At 69.4% G+C, this 14,143-nt stretch carries 19 protein-coding genes; 11 read left to right on the top strand and 8 right to left on the bottom strand.

All coding sequences use genetic code 11. The annotated features are described in order from the left end of the window. Window positions 1-50: 50 nt before the first annotated feature. The gene (locus E5A74_RS14900) at window positions 51-935 is read right to left on the bottom strand and encodes a LysR family transcriptional regulator (RefSeq protein WP_135986332.1); all 885 of its coding nucleotides are present in this window, start codon (window positions 933-935) and stop codon (window positions 51-53) included. A gap of 56 nt (window positions 936-991) precedes the next feature. Here E5A74_RS14900 and E5A74_RS14905 point away from each other — a divergent pair, with 56 nt between their 5' ends. Together E5A74_RS14905 and E5A74_RS14910 are read left to right on the top strand one after the other, a co-directional pair. Continuing rightward, the gene (locus tag E5A74_RS14905) at window positions 992-2,149 is read left to right on the top strand and encodes a serine hydrolase domain-containing protein (protein WP_135986334.1); all 1,158 of its coding nucleotides are present in this window, start codon (window positions 992-994) and stop codon (window positions 2,147-2,149) included. Between the two features lie 112 nt (window positions 2,150-2,261). Next, entirely contained in the window at window positions 2,262-3,047 is a 786-nt protein-coding gene (locus E5A74_RS14910) for a S8 family peptidase (RefSeq protein WP_135986336.1), read from the top strand. A 5-nt stretch (window positions 3,048-3,052) separates the two neighbouring features. On the opposite strand, the gene E5A74_RS14915 is transcribed toward E5A74_RS14910, so the two are convergent. Next, window positions 3,053-3,766 (bottom strand): ArsR/SmtB family transcription factor, encoded by a 714-nt coding sequence (locus E5A74_RS14915; RefSeq protein ID WP_135986338.1) that lies wholly within the window; start codon window positions 3,764-3,766, stop codon window positions 3,053-3,055. Window positions 3,767-3,896: 130 nt separating this feature from the next. Between E5A74_RS14915 and E5A74_RS14920 the strand changes: the two genes are divergently transcribed. Next, entirely contained in the window at window positions 3,897-4,226 is a 330-nt protein-coding gene (locus tag E5A74_RS14920; protein WP_135986340.1) for an NIPSNAP family protein, read from the top strand. Beyond that, on the top strand, window positions 4,223-4,576 hold the full coding sequence (locus E5A74_RS14925) for an antibiotic biosynthesis monooxygenase family protein (protein WP_135986342.1): 354 nt from the start codon (window positions 4,223-4,225) through the stop codon (window positions 4,574-4,576). The genes E5A74_RS14920 and E5A74_RS14925 overlap by 4 nt, the downstream gene beginning before the upstream one ends. On the opposite strand, the gene E5A74_RS14930 is transcribed toward E5A74_RS14925, so the two are convergent. The 4 genes from E5A74_RS14930 to E5A74_RS14945 all read right to left on the bottom strand — a co-directional run bounded on the left by E5A74_RS14930 (window position 4,567) and on the right by E5A74_RS14945 (window position 7,153). Further along, window positions 4,567-5,436 (bottom strand): phytanoyl-CoA dioxygenase family protein, encoded by an 870-nt coding sequence (locus E5A74_RS14930; protein WP_135986344.1) that lies wholly within the window; start codon window positions 5,434-5,436, stop codon window positions 4,567-4,569. The two genes, E5A74_RS14925 and E5A74_RS14930, sit on opposite strands and share 10 nt — an antisense overlap. Window positions 5,437-5,536: 100 nt before the next feature. Beyond that, entirely contained in the window at window positions 5,537-5,938 is a 402-nt protein-coding gene (locus E5A74_RS14935; protein WP_135986346.1) for a low affinity iron permease family protein, read from the bottom strand. 211 nt (window positions 5,939-6,149) lie between these two features. Continuing rightward, the gene (locus tag E5A74_RS14940; RefSeq protein WP_135986348.1) at window positions 6,150-6,392 is read right to left on the bottom strand and encodes a hypothetical protein; all 243 of its coding nucleotides are present in this window, start codon (window positions 6,390-6,392) and stop codon (window positions 6,150-6,152) included. Between the two features lie 332 nt (window positions 6,393-6,724). After that, window positions 6,725-7,153 (bottom strand): cupin domain-containing protein, encoded by a 429-nt coding sequence (locus tag E5A74_RS14945; RefSeq protein WP_135986350.1) that lies wholly within the window; start codon window positions 7,151-7,153, stop codon window positions 6,725-6,727. A gap of 118 nt (window positions 7,154-7,271) precedes the next feature. Here E5A74_RS14945 and E5A74_RS14950 point away from each other — a divergent pair, with 118 nt between their 5' ends. From E5A74_RS14950 to E5A74_RS14970, 5 genes are all read left to right on the top strand, one after another. Continuing rightward, on the top strand, window positions 7,272-7,625 hold the full coding sequence (locus E5A74_RS14950; protein ID WP_135986352.1) for a glycine zipper 2TM domain-containing protein: 354 nt from the start codon (window positions 7,272-7,274) through the stop codon (window positions 7,623-7,625). Between the two features lie 51 nt (window positions 7,626-7,676). Next, window positions 7,677-8,861: a glycosyltransferase gene (locus E5A74_RS14955; protein ID WP_135986354.1), complete on the top strand. Its 1,185-nt coding sequence runs from the start codon at window positions 7,677-7,679 to the stop codon at window positions 8,859-8,861. Window positions 8,862-8,935: 74 nt separating this feature from the next. After that, complete coding sequence (locus E5A74_RS14960; RefSeq protein WP_135986356.1) at window positions 8,936-9,139, top strand: hypothetical protein; 204 nt, start codon at window positions 8,936-8,938, stop codon at window positions 9,137-9,139. A gap of 78 nt (window positions 9,140-9,217) precedes the next feature. Beyond that, on the top strand, window positions 9,218-9,805 hold the full coding sequence (locus tag E5A74_RS14965) for a hypothetical protein (protein ID WP_135986358.1): 588 nt from the start codon (window positions 9,218-9,220) through the stop codon (window positions 9,803-9,805). Window positions 9,806-9,849: 44 nt separating this feature from the next. Then, window positions 9,850-10,485 (top strand): TMEM175 family protein, encoded by a 636-nt coding sequence (locus E5A74_RS14970; protein WP_135986360.1) that lies wholly within the window; start codon window positions 9,850-9,852, stop codon window positions 10,483-10,485. Between the two features lie 15 nt (window positions 10,486-10,500). Here the strand turns inward: E5A74_RS14970 and E5A74_RS14975 are convergent, their stop codons facing one another. After that, the gene (locus tag E5A74_RS14975; protein ID WP_135986362.1) at window positions 10,501-10,890 is read right to left on the bottom strand and encodes a hypothetical protein; all 390 of its coding nucleotides are present in this window, start codon (window positions 10,888-10,890) and stop codon (window positions 10,501-10,503) included. An 83-nt stretch (window positions 10,891-10,973) separates the two neighbouring features. Further along, window positions 10,974-11,930, bottom strand: coding sequence for a C2 family cysteine protease (locus E5A74_RS14980; RefSeq protein ID WP_166745796.1), 957 nt, complete (start codon window positions 11,928-11,930; stop codon window positions 10,974-10,976). A 344-nt stretch (window positions 11,931-12,274) separates the two neighbouring features. On the opposite strand from E5A74_RS14980, the gene E5A74_RS14985 reads away from it, so the two are divergent. Both E5A74_RS14985 and E5A74_RS14990 read left to right on the top strand, forming a co-directional pair. Continuing rightward, entirely contained in the window at window positions 12,275-13,156 is an 882-nt protein-coding gene (locus E5A74_RS14985; RefSeq protein ID WP_166745795.1) for a Tle-like phospholipase domain-containing protein, read from the top strand. 41 nt (window positions 13,157-13,197) lie between these two features. After that, on the top strand, window positions 13,198-14,070 hold the full coding sequence (locus tag E5A74_RS14990; RefSeq protein ID WP_135986368.1) for an ankyrin repeat domain-containing protein: 873 nt from the start codon (window positions 13,198-13,200) through the stop codon (window positions 14,068-14,070). The last annotated feature ends 73 nt before the right edge of the window (window positions 14,071-14,143 follow it).

The raw sequence follows: 14,143 nt of genomic DNA on the forward strand, positions 1-14,143 counted from the left end.
GTCTGCGCATAATGTCTGGGGCGCGCGGCATAGCCCCTTGTTATGGCCGGTCAGGCGACGTCGATCACGCTACGCAACGTCTTGAGAAAATCGGTCGCGAGCGCGGTCAACGGCCGATTGTGCAGATACATGGCATGAACGCCGAAGGTGATCGGCGGTTTCAACGGCCGCATCGCCAGCCCGGGCGCGAGCGAGGCCTGCGCGGTGAAACTGTCGACCACGGTCATCCCCACGCCCTGCCGAACCAGCGCCGCGGCGATGTAGAAGGTGCGGGCGAGGATCACGTCGTCGAGCACCACGCCCTGGCGCTGGACCTCCTGGGTGAACAGCTGCCCCATCGGCCCGCTCGTCGCGAGGCTGATGAAGCGATGCCCCTCGAGGCAGCTGAGGTCGCAACGCGGCGGCGCGTCGGGCATGTCCTCCTCGCGATAGAGCACCACCAGCTCGCCCTCGCCGAGCGGCTTGCAGTCGACCGGCGCCGCGGGCGGCACCTCATAGGCTATGGCTATATCGGTCTCGCGCTCGAACAATTTGCGCAGCAGATCGTCGTGATGGACGGTCTGCAGATCGAACTTCACATTCTCGCGGGTCTTGAGGAATTGCGCGACCGCGGTGGGCAGCGCCTGCAGCGCGAGGCTGGGCAGCGCCGAGACGCGCAGCATGCCGCCGGCGCCGCGGCGCAGATTCTTTCCCGCCTCGCGCAGCGCATAGACGCGGTCCTGGATCTCCGAGACTTCGGTGAACAGGGTGTGCGCGTCGTCGGTGGGGACGAGCCGGCCATTGGTGCGCTGGAAGAGCTGGAAGCCGAGCAGGCTCTCGGCGTGGCGCAGCATCTTCGAGACCGAAGGCTGCGACACGTTGAGCGCGCGCGCCGCGCCGCTGACCGAGCCGTTCACATAGACGGCGTGGAAGATCTCGATATGCCGCAAGTTCATGGGTCGGAAGACTATAGCGATTTGCGAAAAGTAAAAGCGCTGGTCATGCTCGGGCGATGTTGCTCCCGGCCCTGCTCCTCGCGGCCCTGCCGCAGACTGCCCCCGAGCCCGTCGCGACGGTGCGCATCGCCTTCGATCGCAAGCGCGAGACCGCGGTGTCTGCTACGGGCTATGCCGATCTCGCGGCGCAGCGCCCGGTCACCCCCGACGATCCGGTCCGGGTCGCCTCGATCTCGAAGCTCGTCGTGGCGATCGGCGTGCTGCGGCTGGTCGAGCAGGGCACGCTCGATCTCGACGCCGATGTCTCGAAGGCGCTGGGCTGGCCGCTTCGCAACCCCGGCTTTCCCGATACGCCGATCACGCTCCGGCTGCTGCTCTCGCACCGTTCGAGCCTGACCGACAATGTCGACTATGTCCTGCCGCTCGACGCCGACATGGCCGAGGTGCTGCGCGATCCCAGGGCCTGGGATGCCGAGCACGCCCCGGGCAGCTTCTTCCGCTACACCAATTTCAACTTCCCGGTGATCGCCGCGGTGATGGAGCGCGCCACCGGCGAGCGCTTCGACCGGCTGATGGACCGGCTGGTGCTCCGCCCTCTCAAGCTCGACGCCTGCTATAATTGGGCGAGCTGCGCCCCCGCGACCGCGGCGCGCGCGGTGGCGATCTACCGGGCGAGACAGCCGACCAAGGACGACCACAAGGGCGCCCCGCCTGCCTGCGCGGTCACCCCGGCGCGCGACGGCAGCTGCGATCTCGGCCGCTGGCGCGACGGCGCCAATGGCGCGATCTTCTCGCCGCAGGGCGGACTGCGCATTTCGGCGCGCGGGCTCGCGAGGATCGGCCGGCTGCTGCTCAACCGCGGCCGGGTCGACGGCGTCCGCCTGCTCAGCGCGCAATCGGTGACGCTGCTCGAGACCCCGCTCTGGACCTTCGACGGCAGCAACGGCGACACCGGCGACGGCTTCTACTGCAGCTACGGCCTCGCGGTGACCTTCCTCCCCACTGCCCGCCCGGGCTGCAGCGACAATCTGTTCGGCGATTCGCGTCCGCGCCTCGGCCATGGCGGCGAGGCCTATGGCCTGCGCTCGGGCCTGTGGCTCGATCGCGCCGCCGGCACCGGCGTCGCCTTTTTCGCCACCGACGTGCCCGATACGACCGGCACGCGCTCGGCCTTCACCCCGGTCGAGGAAGCCCTTGCCGCGCCGCCGCGCTGAATTCTCCACAAATTATTAAGCATATACCCCGCACATCACCGCAATCCCGCCGCAATGCGCGGTAGGATAGCAATCGCGAAGTGAATCGCTTTGGCCGGGGGGTCGGGGTTTCGTGAAAACGCTTCTGCTGTCGTTGCTTGCGCTGGCCGAGACCGCCACGCCCGTCGTCGTGCCGCCGATCCCGGTGGCGCCGCCCGCGCTCTCGGCCGATCGCCCGCGCGTCGCGATCATCGACAGCGGCGTGGCCAAGACCGCCGAGCTCGCCCCGCTCGTTTCCGCCGAATATGACATGGCTTCGGCGCCGGGCCGGCCCGAATTCCAGCCGCGCTACGATCACGGCACGATGGTCGCGACGATCCTCGCGCGCGCCGCGAATCGCCAGGTCGACATCATCTCGCTGCGGATCGACGATCCCGCCGGCTGCCCCGCTGGCGCCAATCCGCCGTGCCAGCCTTCGGCGGCGCCGGTCGCGCAGGCGATCCGCCGCGCCACCGAGCTCGGCGTCGACGCGATCAACATCTCGCTGGCGCTCGACAGGGATCCGATGATCACCGCGGCGATCGCCGAGGCCGCCGCCAAGGGCATCCGCGTGGTGATGGCCGCGGGCAACAACGGCTATGACCATCCCGGCAATCTCGACCCCGCCCGCGCCGCCTATCCCAATGCGGTGCTGGTCGGCGCGATCGATTCGACGGGCCAGCCGTGGAGCGGCACCAACCGCCCCGATGCGACTCCCGAAGGTTATAATTACACGTGGCAGCTCGGCGTGAAGGTGCCCACCGCCGCGATCGACGGCCGCCCGGTCACCGGCACCGGCACATCCTTCGCGGCCCCGCTCGAGACCGCGCATTTCCTCACGACGCGGACGCTGGCGAGCAAGGTGACCACCGGCAAATAGGCCGGTCAGTCGTCCCACACCACTGGATCGAAGCCGAACGCCCGATCGAGCGCGAGCCGCCCGGCGGGCGTCACCGTCACTGCGCGCGAGCCCTGCACCCGCCGCATCCAGCCATTGCCGAGATAGGCGTCGAGCAGCGCCGCCCCGACCGCGCCGCCGAGATGCGGCCGGCGCTCGCTCCAGTCCATGCACGGCCGGCACCAGGTGCGGCGCCCGCGCGATGCCGCACGAATCGCATCGGGATCGGCACCGATCGCGCGCAGCAGCGCCTCGCCCCGCCCGGTCAGCACGCCGCCATCGGCCGACAGCTCGAGCCCGCCGCGTGCGATCATCCGATCGGCAACCGCCACTGCGATCCGCCCGGCGAGATGATCATAGCAGGTTCGCGCGCGGCGCAGCGCCGCGTCGCGCGGGCCGGTGCGGACCACCGGGCGCCGCACCGCCTGCCCGGCGACCGCCATGATGCTCTCGAGCATCGCCGCCACCGCGGGCGAGGCGAGGCGATGATAGCGATGCCGCCCCTGCCGCTCGATCGCGAGCAGCCCCGCCGCGTCCATCCGGCCGAGATGCCCGCTCGCGGTGGGCGCCGCCACGCCCGCTGCCCGCGCCAGCTCGCCCGCCGACAGCGCCCGCCCCTCCATCAGCGCGAGGAGCATCGCCGCGCGCGCGGGCTCGCCGACAAGTCCGGCGATCTCGGCGACATTGGCGGTGGTCAGCATGGCAGTCTCCGGCGGCACGAGCGCCGCGCGGCGCATCCTGCCACGAATCCGGCGCCGACGCTTCGTCCCCGGCCGAAACATCGCGCCGCGCCCGGCGCTAGCCCGGCGACCGCAAGACAGGAGGCGCACGATGCTGACATGCTTCATCCGCTACGAGATCGATCCGTTCGGGCACGCCGCGTTCGCGGAATATGCCCGCAACTGGGGGCAGGCGATCCCGCGCTGCGGCGCCGATCTGATCGGCTATTTTGCGCCGCACGAGGGCTCGGCGACGACCGCCTATGGCCTCTACAATATCGCCAGCCTCGCCGCCTATGAGGCGTATCGCGCCCGGCTGCGCGACGATCCCGCCGGCCGCGCCAATTACGAGTTCGCGCGGCGCGAGCGCTTCATCCGCCGCGAAGACCGGACCTTCCTGCGCCTCGCCTCGACCCCGCATGCGCCGCTGGTGCGGCCATGATCGCGGTGCTGTTCGAGGCCTGGCCCGCTTCGGGACGCACGCAGGACTATCTCGATCTCGCGGCGGCGCTGCGTGATCAGCTCGACGCGGTCGACGGCTTCGTCTCGATCGAGCGTTTCGAGAGCCTCACCGAACCGGGCAAGCTGCTGTCGCTCTCCTTCTTCCGCGACGAGGAAGCGGTGGCGCGCTGGCGCAACCTGCCCGCGCACCGCGCCACCCAGGCGCGCGGGCGGGGCGGAGTGTTCTCGGACTATCGGCTTCGCGTCGCCGCGGTGCTGCGCGATTACGGGCTCAACGACCGCGATCAGGCACCCGCCGACAGCCGCGACGCGCATCGCGATCAGAGATAGTGCGGCTCGCCGCGCACATGGAGATCCTCGTAATGGACCAGCGCCGGCTCAGGGCCGAGCGGTACCGGCTTGCCGTCGCGGAACGCCCATTCGCCGCGGTCGCAATCCTCGGCGCGAACATAGCCGTTGATATAGAGCCGGCGCTGATGATCCGCGCGGTTGGTCCCCGAACCATGGACCAGATACGGATTCCACAGCGCGAGATCGCCCGGCGCTAGATCGAGGTCGATCACATCGTCAACCGAGAGCCCGACCTTCTCCAGCACGTCGTCGGCCATCGCGTTGCCGAGCACTTCGGTATCGGTGTCGAGATCGAGATCGCCCGCGAGATGGCTGCGCGGGATGAAGCGCATGCCCCCCGATTGCGGATTGTGCGGATCGATCGCGAGGCCGGTCTGGACATAGGCGGTGCCGAGATTGCGATAGCAGGCGTCAGGCTTGCGGAAGCGCGAATCCTGGTGCCACGCGAAATCGCCCATCCCGCCCGGTGCCTTCCAGTGGAGCTGGTTGATGATCTGCTTGACGTCGCCGCCGATCAGCGGGGCGAGCATCGCCGCGAACCGCGGATCGCGCCGCACGCGATCGAGCACCGGCTGGTGATAGGAGGGCCATTGCACCATCCGCACCAGCGGCTCGGCGCCTGCGCGCGGCGCGACGTTGTAGAAGAGATTGCCGTGGCGGAAGCTGCGTCCATGCGCGACGCCCTCGGCATGGATCTGGTCGATCGCCGCGCCGATCGCGGCGACTTCGTCTGCGTTGAAGAAACCGCGCAGCACGGCATAGCCGTCGCGGCGGAACTTGGCGCCGTAATCGGCCTCCTCGGCGCCATCACGCAGCCCAGGCTGTTCGAATCCCACCATTTTCCTCCACGTCCGGACCCCGTGATCCTGGCCCCTGCGGCCCCGGGGAGACAAGAAGCGTGCGCGCCGTCGCCAATGCCCTGCGGCTATGGCAATCGCGTCAGCGCCGCCCGAGCAGCCGGCCGATACCCTGATGCCGCTCGGGCATCTCGCGTCCGCATTCGCGCTCGAGCCTGTCGCGGATCGCGACCAGTTCCTTCTCGCCGAGATGCTCGATCCCGATGAACTCGTTGCGCCCGTTATCGATCGCGCGGATCAGCTCGTCGAGCTTGGCCTGGATCGCGGCGGCGTCACGATTCTGCGCGTTCTGGATCAGGAAGACCATCAGGAAGGTCACGATCGTCGTGCCGGTATTGATCACCAGCTGCCACGTATCCGACCATTTGAAGATCGGCCCGCTCAGTCCCCAGCCGACAACGACGAGGAACGCGATCGCGAAAGCCGCGGGCCTGCCGGCCCATCCGGCCACTGCCTGCGCGAAGCGCTCGAACACACTACCCATGCCGATCCTCTCGCTTTTGACCCTGTCTAGCGGGAGATCGGGGCGGGGTCACTGATGCAAGGCAGTCCAAGCGCCGAAACGCAAAAGGGGACCGGCATTGCTGCCAGTCCCCGTGTCACCGGACTTCAGCCACTGATCCCGAAGGATGCATGACCTGGTTTCGGCGGCATGCTCCACTCGCGCCGGCAAGGGCATGCGAGCTTCGCGTCGGTCACCGGGGCCGGCTGATCTGCACGCTTCCGAAGAAGCGGCGTCGTTTCCGGCCTTCGGTGGCCCGCTCCATGACCTCGCCCGAAGGCGGAGCCATAAAGCCTTGCTGGTTGCGATTTCCCGAGCGATCCATCGATTCCGGCTTTCGCTTGCGCGACGCCCCGAATCCTGGGCTTCTCTCTTCGGGGCGATCCTTCGGCTGATCTGCCGCTTGCGCGGGCCCATCGGCTTCGGTCTCGTCCATCAGGTGGATCCTTCGCCTCGACCTGCGCTTGCGCGCCGGTTTCGGTATCGGGTTCCGCCCGGCTTCGGCGTCTCTCGAAATCGCCGCGACGCTTGCGCATCGCCTTGATCCCACAACCACCGATGCTTTCGCATCCCCGTCTCGTTCCAGTGCGGTTTCCCGAAGGCACCTGCGCTCGAAAGAGCCGTGTAAGTGGTTGATCCTGCTTTGGTTTCCCGCTGCCGAACCGTCTTCCTTACAAGACTGATGCTGTCATCGATCCCGAGTCGCGCAAAGCACGAAATCGCGCCCCGTGCCTGTGGATAACGTGAATAACGGGGAAAGATCGGGGGTCAGGCCCGGTCGGGCGCCCAATCCCGTGGCGCGAGCTCGAAGCCGGCGAATTCGAAGCCCGGGACGACCACGCAGCTCACCAGCGCCCAGCCGGAGGGTGCCGCGGTCGATTGCCAGCGATTCGCCGGCACGACGCACTGGGGCGCATAGCCGCGCAGCACGTCGCCGCCAAGCGCGATCGTCGCGATGCCGCCGTCCGCCTGCTCGACCAGCACGTCGAGCGGCGACCCGGCATGCCACAGCCAGAGCTCGTCGGCATCGACGCGGTGCCAATGCGATCGCTGGCCGGCCTCGAGCAGGAAGTGAATCGCCGTCCCGCCGGCTCGTTCCCCCTCCGCCGCCGCCGCGCGCCACGTTTCGCGGTACCAACCGCCCTCCGGGTGCGGTGAAAGGTTGAGCCGGTCGATGATCGTTCGTGGGTCGTTCATCTCGAAAATCCCAACGTCAGATGAGCGGAACGTAGTTTCAGGTTCATGAAACTGCCTGCCCTCACGGGACGTTTCGCTACCGGTTTCTGCAACTAGAACAACATACGGGAGTGATATCATGCGGAAGTTCATTGTCGCGCTGAGCGCGGTTGCGGTGGCGATCCCCACCACCATGGCCCTGCCGGCCCCCAAGGCCGAAGCCAAGGCCTATGACTATAAGGCCGGCTACAATGCCGACACCCAGCGCCGTCGCTATGCCTATCGCGAATGGCGCGGCCGCGACGGCCGCCGCTATTGCCGCAAGCCCAACGGCACCACCGGTCTGGTCGTCGGCGGCGTCGCCGGCGCGCTGGTCGGCCGCTCGATCGACACCCGCGGTGACCGCGCCGCCGGCACGCTGCTCGGCGCCGCCGCCGGCGCGCTGGTCGGCCGCGAGGTCGAGCGCAGCAGCAGCCGTAGCCGCTGCCGCTAACGCCTGAAAACGCACGCGGAGCATTAACCTTGGCGCGGTAAAAGCGCCGTCATGCTCCGCGTGCTCGTTCTCTCCACGCTCTTCCCCGACGCCACGCGTCCCAATTTCGGCATCTTCGTCGAGCGCCAGTCGCTCGCGCTCGCCGAGCGGCCCGATGTCGCGCTGCGCATCGTCGCGCCGCGCGGGCTTCCCCCCGCCCCGCTCGACCGGTTACCGCACTATCGCGGCCTTGCCCGGCTTCCCGAGCGCGAAACGTGGAAGGGCCTGCAGGTCTACCGCCCGCGCTTCGCCAATTATCCCGGCACCGGCGGCCGCTTCCATGCCCGCGCGCTCGCCGACGCGGTCACGCCCCTGCTCCGCGAGATCCGCCGCGACTTTGCGTTCGACGTGATCAACGCCGAATTCTTCTTTCCCGACGGCGTCGCCGCGGTCGAACTCGGCCGCCGCTTCGGCGTGCCGGTGTCGATCAAGGCGCGCGGTTCGGACATCCATAGCTGGAGCGGGAAGCCGGCGGTCGGCGGGCAGATCCGCGCCGCCGCGCACGCCGCCGACGGGCTGCTCGCGGTCTCCGAGGCGATGCGCGACGACATGACCGCGCTCGGCCTGCCCGGCGATCGCACCGAATGCATCGTCACCGGCGTCGATTTCGCGCGCTTCGCCCCGCGCGACCGCGGCGAGGCCAAGGCCGCGCTCGGCGTCACCGGCCCGCTGGTGCTTTCGGTCGGCGCGCTGATCCCGCTCAAGGGGCATCAGATCGTCATCGACGCCATCGCGACGATGCCCGGCGTCGCGCTGTGGATCGCCGGCGAAGGCCCGTATCGCGCCCAGCTTGCGGCACAGATCGCCCGCCTCGGGCTCGGCGATCGCGTGCGCCTGCTCGGCTCGGTGGCGCATGCCGAGCTTCCGCCGATGCTCGCCGCCGCCGACGCGATGGCGCTCGCTTCCGAACGCGAGGGGCTCGCCAATGCGTGGCTCGAAGCGCTCGCCAGCGGCACGCCCGTGGTCATCCCCGATGTCGGCGGGGCGCGGCAGGTGGTGCGCGACGCCGTCGGCGGCCGCATCGTGCCGCGCACGCCCGACGCCTTTGCAGCAGCCCTGACCGCGCTGATCGCCGCGCCGCCCGAAGCCGCTGCGGTCCGCGCCTCGGTCGAGCCCTTCACCTGGGCCGCCAACAGCGCCCGCTTGCAGGGCTTTCTCGCGCGTCTCGTCGCCGATCGCCAGCGCGCCGCCGCCTGAGCCGGGGCGACACCGGCGGAACGGCTCGCGCCGCGCACCGTTGAGGCCCTTCGGGCGGGTACGGAGAGACGCAAATGGCCGACTACGACCGCAAACCCGACACTTCGATCATCGGCCGGGACGCCGATGCCGCGCGCGGCGACGCGCTGCTCGACCAGCGCGCCCGGACCGCCTCCGAGCGCGCCGGCGGCACCGTCGACGGAACCGCCGAAGCCGAGGAATGCGAAGGCTTCGACATCGTGTTCGAGCGCGAGGAGCCGGCCAACGGCGCGCATTGAGGACACGATGGCGCAATCCCGCGTTGACCACCCGGCGATGATCCGTGACACTGGCGTCACGGAACGCGGAGGTTGTCGATGGCGGGCAAGAAGAAGAAGGAAGAAAAGAGCACGGCCGGCAAGGGCTCGTTTCTTCCCAAGAGCATCGCGGGCGTGAAGTTTCCCAAGGGCGTACGCAACAAGCTGACCGATCTGGCGAAGCATCCGATCGTCGCGGACATTCTCGCGGCGGGGCTGGTCGCGATCGCGGCGAAGCTCAAGAACGAGCCCGCAGTGAAGCAGGGCGCGGCCAGGGCTGCCGATGCCGTCGAGGACGCGGTTCAGAGCGTGGCGCAGAACGCCGCCGACGTCGCCGCGACGATCGCCGCGCCGGCTGCAAAACCCGCCGCGAAGCGCACCCGCAAGGCCCCGGCCAAGGCAGCCGCCGCGCCCAAGCCGGCCGGCGCCGATGCCAAGCCGGTGGCGCGCCGCGCCCGCAAGCCGGCGACGCCTTCCGCCACGGCGGCTGCGCCGCGTGCGCGCAAGCCGGCGGCGCCCGCCGCGGAGTCGGCCGCGAAGCCCCCTGCCCGTCGCAGCCGCAAGCCGGCCGAGAGCAGCGCGACCAAGCCGCGTGCCGCGCGGCGGCCGGCACCCAAAAAGCCGACGCCCCCCAAGACGGACACCTGATCCTCTGCTAACGGGCGGACGGGAGCGAACGTCGAGGGGGAAAGATGCCGAGGATTCCACGTGCACCCGAGCTGCATGGCCCCGGCCACGCGCTCGAGCGGATGATATTCTTCTCGGACGCGGTGTTCGCGATCGCGATCACCTTGCTGATCATCGAGATCCATGTCCCCGAGGTGCATGCTCCGCGCACCGATCACGCCTTCCTCGTCGCGCTGGCGCAGATCATCCCCCACTTCGTCAGCTTTCTCGTCTCCTTCTTCGTGATCGGCGCTTTCTGGGCCGGGCACCACCGGGCGTTCGATTGCGCGCGGCATTGGGACTCGCGGCTGATCCTGCCCAATCTGCTGCTGCTCTGCACGATAGCGGCGATGCCGTTCTTCACCGCGCTGGCCTCGGAATATTATGGCCACCGCGTCCCCGTCGCCTTTTATTGCGGCTGGCTGGCGCTGGCCGCGCTCGCGGCGATCCGCGTCCAGCGGCTCGTCACCAATGCGCCACTCGTCGGCGAGGAGGTTCCGCTCGCGCAGCGCGCCGCGATCCGCCAGCGCGGCTATGCGACCTTTCTCGGCGCGCTCACCGGCTTCGTCGTCAGCCTGTTCGTGCCGTGGCTCGGCCAGCCCGCGCTGATCAGCATCCCGCTCTGGCGGATGCTGCTCCAGCGACTGCACCCGCAGGGTTGACGCCGCGCTCCGGCCTCAATCGCCGGTGAAACGCACGCCGAAATAGGCCACCGCGCCGCCGCCCGGCGTGCGCACCATCGCCACCATCACGCCGCGCCCGTCGCCGGCGCGCCACGCCTGGGCGAGCTTCTTGCCGGGATCGGCGCCGGGCAGCGCCACCGGCTTCGCGCCGCGCTCGCGCGCGAGATTGTCGATGCGCTTGGCGATCGCGTTCCACGGCAGATCCTTGCCGACGGTGAACAGCCGTTCGCCCTCGATCGTGACACCGCCCTTCGAGACGTCGCTCGTCAGCGCGCGCAGCGCCTGCCGTTCGGTTGCGCTCGCGCCGTTCTGCGCGCCGGCGGGGGCAGGCAGCGCCGCGAGATCGAACCCGCGCACCAGCCCGAGAAAGGCCAACAGACTCAAGAGCGCCGCTTTCAGCAAAAATATGTCCCTCGCAGCCGAGCTTGCCCGCTTTGCCAGGGGCGCTCAACCCCGTTGCGATGGCTTCAGCGTGGCGCGGGGCCAGCCGTGAACGCCTCGGCGCCGCCGGTATCGACGAGCGTGCGCAGCGGAACCTCCATCGTCGCCGACGCGGTGTCGTGCCCCTCGCCGACATTCATGTTGGTGCTCCACGGATTGCGCACGCTGACCATCCACTCGCCATCGGCATTCTTGTGGACGCCTTCGACGGTGTAGACGTGATTGTCGACCAGCCCGTCCTGTGTGCCTTCGTTGCCGCGAATCTTGTCCCACAGGCTGCGATTCTCGGGCACCGTCCACAGCGTCACCGGCCGGCCGTTCGACAGCGCCGCATCGACTTGCCCTGCCATTCGGTCGAGCGCCGAATTCTCGCTCTCGAAAAAGCCCTCCGAATAGCGGATCTCGTCGCCGCGATCGCCGGTGATCGCCTGCATCGCGTCCTGCGGCCAGCCGCCATTGGCGATCGCGTTATAGCCCTCGGCCAACCCGTCGGCGGGATTGCTGTCGTGCACCTTGGCATAGGCGGTCTCGGCGACCGCGGGCCAGATCGGGCCGTCGAGCCCGGTGTTGTCGGCGGTCGACCCGCCCGAGCGCGCGAGATTGTCCTCGAGCTCGGCCTGCGTGACCTGCACCGATTGCGGATTGCCGTCGCCATCGTGCAGCTGGACAGTGAAATTGCCGGTGCGCGCGTCGAAGCTGATCATGTTGCGGATCGCATCGGGCTGCTGGCGCGCGACCGCGCCGAGCGTCGCGACGAAATAGCAATCGCCCAGCGCGTCCTGGCGGATGTCGGCAGCCTGCGGTCCCTGAGCGCCATAGAGGTCGGCGGCGTCGAAGCGGACCTCGGCGGGCTTGGCGACGCCGCCGCCCATGCCGTCGATCGGGATGCGGAACCCCGGAATCGACACCGCGCTGCCGGCGAGCAGCGAATCCAGATTGAAACGACTAGCAACGCCTGCTGCGGCGCCCGCGGCCTCGAGCATGCCGACTCTCCCATAGTTGCACGGGGGATATGCGCGTCGCGCGCGGGCGCCGCGATAATCGGATCGATTATGGCGTGCGCGTGCCGCGCGGCGCATCTGCACTGTCTCCGATCGAAGGACAGCGCGCGATGCAGGTCAACCGAGCAGCCCCCGCTTCCCCGGCGTCGACTCCCCCGTCGACGGCGTCTTCGGCGTCCAGCAAAGGCGCCGAGGCTTATCGATCGGATTGGCAGTCTCCCGGCGTCACGCCGGCGCTGCATGCGACGCCATCGGTCTCATCTCCCCCCAGAGCCGATGGCGTCGACTCCCTTCAGCAGCGCGTCGCCAACGATCAGGATGCGATCGTGCCGTTCGCCCCCGGCACGCGCGACGCACAGTCCGCGCCGCTCGCCACGCCGTCGGCGATCGTCGCTTCGGGCGCGCCATCGGAAGCGCGGCTCGCGGCGAACGACGCGCCCGATCTCCAGCAGGTCCACACCAACGCGCTGCTCGCCAAGGACGTCTATAACGACGTGCCGAGTCCGCCTTCGGGCTATCGCGCCGCGAACGACGCCGATCTCGCGCGGCTAGGGCTCACCCCGGAGATGCTCGAGCAACCCGGCGAGAGCAGCTTCCGTGCGCGCGTCTATGTTAGCGGCGAGGCCGGGCAGGAGCGCTACACCGTCGTGTTCCGCGGCAGCCAGTCGGGCGACGACTGGAAGAGCAACGCGCAGCAGGGGCTCGGCCTCAACTCGACGCATTATGCCAATGCGCTCGAGATCGGGAAGAAGCTGGCGCGCACCGACGCCGACGTCACCTTGGTCGGCCATTCGCTGGGCGGCGGGCTCGCTGCCGAGGCGGCGATCGCCTCGGGCCGTCCGGCCGACACCTTCAACGCCGCCGGGCTCCACCAGAACACGATCGAAAAGGCGCAGGCCGTCGCGCAGGCCAATGGCCGCGGCTTCTCGTCGATCAACAATTATCGCGTCCAGGGCGAGATCCTGACCACGCTGCAGGAAGGCGGCGACCGCGCGGTCGGCGCGGGGCTGGGCGGGCTGATCACCGGTGGGCTGGGCGGCGCGATCGTCGGCGGTGCCGTCACCGACCTGCCCGAAGCCTATGGCGCGCAGCACGACTTGCCCAATGTCCGCCCCGAAGGCGCGCATTGGTGGGATTCGATCAATCCGGTCGACCGCCACAGCATGGACTGGGTGCTCGCCGGAACCGCGGCACAGGCCGGCCGCTGAATCGTTGACGCGTCCCCTATGATCGGCACAGGGTGCGGCGTGTGCGCAGCTTCCTCCTCTTCACCCCCGCGCTGGCGCTCATGACGATGGGCTGCGAGAGCGATGCGCGCGCCGATTGCTTCGCGCCGGGCACCGAGCTGCCCAAGCGCCGCGACACGCTCACCGATCAGCGGCTCGGCGCCGCCGCGCGCGATTTCGCCGAGGCGCTCTACGACGGAAATCTTGCCCGCGCCGGCGAATTGCTCCGCGCCGATCCCGGGCTCGCGCGCCGGCGGGTCGGGGCGCAATATGATATGCTCTCGGTCGCGCTCGCCACCTGCCGCGCCGAAGCGGTCGATCTCGTCATCCACGGCGGCGCAACGCTCGACGGCGTCGACGACAAGGGCCTGCCGCTGCGCCTCGCGCTACGCGCCGGCGATCCCGGCTTCGCGCATCGCCTGCTCAGCGCCGGCGCGAGCCCCAATCCCAGGGGCAATCCGATCGGCCCGCTGCGCACCGCGATCGCGCTCAATTCGCTCGGCGCGGTGCGGATGCTGCTCGATTTTCGTGCCGATCCGAACGTGATGGAGGCGACCGGCAACCGCCCGCTCCACACCGCGCTCGACATGGAGCATTTCCGCATCGCCGAATTGCTGCTCGATCGCGGCGCGGATCCGTGGGCGATCGACAGCGGCGGCGCCAATCTCGGCACCGCGGCGACGACGCCGATGCTCACCGATTCGGCGGAAGAAGCGCAGGCGCAGCACCGGCTGGCGGCGCGGCTGGCGAAGCTCGGCTGGCCCGATCCGGCGCCGTCTTCGCGTGACGTGCGCGCCGCGGCCGCCGCAGGGAATTGGCCGCCGGCGGGCGCCGCGGGCGCAAAGCCGGTACAGCCGGAAGTGCTTGCGCTGATCAAGGCCAACGCGGCGCACTGACCTCCCTCTTCGTCACCCCCGCGAAAGCGGGGACCCATCTCCCGAACGAGTCGCGCGCCCGACAGCTGTCGTA

This window comes from Sphingomonas naasensis (genome assembly GCF_004792695.1).
Classification (GTDB): Bacteria; Pseudomonadota; Alphaproteobacteria; order Sphingomonadales; family Sphingomonadaceae; genus Sphingomonas; species Sphingomonas naasensis.

Bases quoted from the DNA above. Each gene is read 5' to 3' on its own strand.
- E5A74_RS14900 (WP_135986332.1), bottom strand. From the start codon at position 935: ATGAACTTGCGGCATATCGAGATCTTCCACGCCGTCTATGTGAACGGC.
- E5A74_RS14905 (WP_135986334.1), top strand. From the start codon at position 992: ATGTTGCTCCCGGCCCTGCTCCTCGCGGCCCTGCCGCAGACTGCCCCC.
- E5A74_RS14915 (WP_135986338.1), bottom strand. From the start codon at position 3,766: ATGCTGACCACCGCCAATGTCGCCGAGATCGCCGGACTTGTCGGCGAG.
- E5A74_RS14920 (WP_135986340.1), top strand. From the start codon at position 3,897: ATGCTGACATGCTTCATCCGCTACGAGATCGATCCGTTCGGGCACGCC.
- E5A74_RS14925 (WP_135986342.1), top strand. From the start codon at position 4,223: ATGATCGCGGTGCTGTTCGAGGCCTGGCCCGCTTCGGGACGCACGCAG.
- E5A74_RS14930 (WP_135986344.1), bottom strand. From the start codon at position 5,436: ATGGTGGGATTCGAACAGCCTGGGCTGCGTGATGGCGCCGAGGAGGCC.
- E5A74_RS14935 (WP_135986346.1), bottom strand. From the start codon at position 5,938: ATGGGTAGTGTGTTCGAGCGCTTCGCGCAGGCAGTGGCCGGATGGGCC.
- E5A74_RS14940 (WP_135986348.1), bottom strand. From the start codon at position 6,392: ATGGACGAGACCGAAGCCGATGGGCCCGCGCAAGCGGCAGATCAGCCG.
- E5A74_RS14945 (WP_135986350.1), bottom strand. From the start codon at position 7,153: ATGAACGACCCACGAACGATCATCGACCGGCTCAACCTTTCACCGCAC.
- E5A74_RS14950 (WP_135986352.1), top strand. From the start codon at position 7,272: ATGCGGAAGTTCATTGTCGCGCTGAGCGCGGTTGCGGTGGCGATCCCC.
- E5A74_RS14955 (WP_135986354.1), top strand. From the start codon at position 7,677: ATGCTCCGCGTGCTCGTTCTCTCCACGCTCTTCCCCGACGCCACGCGT.
- E5A74_RS14960 (WP_135986356.1), top strand. From the start codon at position 8,936: ATGGCCGACTACGACCGCAAACCCGACACTTCGATCATCGGCCGGGAC.
- E5A74_RS14965 (WP_135986358.1), top strand. From the start codon at position 9,218: ATGGCGGGCAAGAAGAAGAAGGAAGAAAAGAGCACGGCCGGCAAGGGC.
- E5A74_RS14970 (WP_135986360.1), top strand. From the start codon at position 9,850: ATGCCGAGGATTCCACGTGCACCCGAGCTGCATGGCCCCGGCCACGCG.
- E5A74_RS14980 (WP_166745796.1), bottom strand. From the start codon at position 11,930: ATGCTCGAGGCCGCGGGCGCCGCAGCAGGCGTTGCTAGTCGTTTCAAT.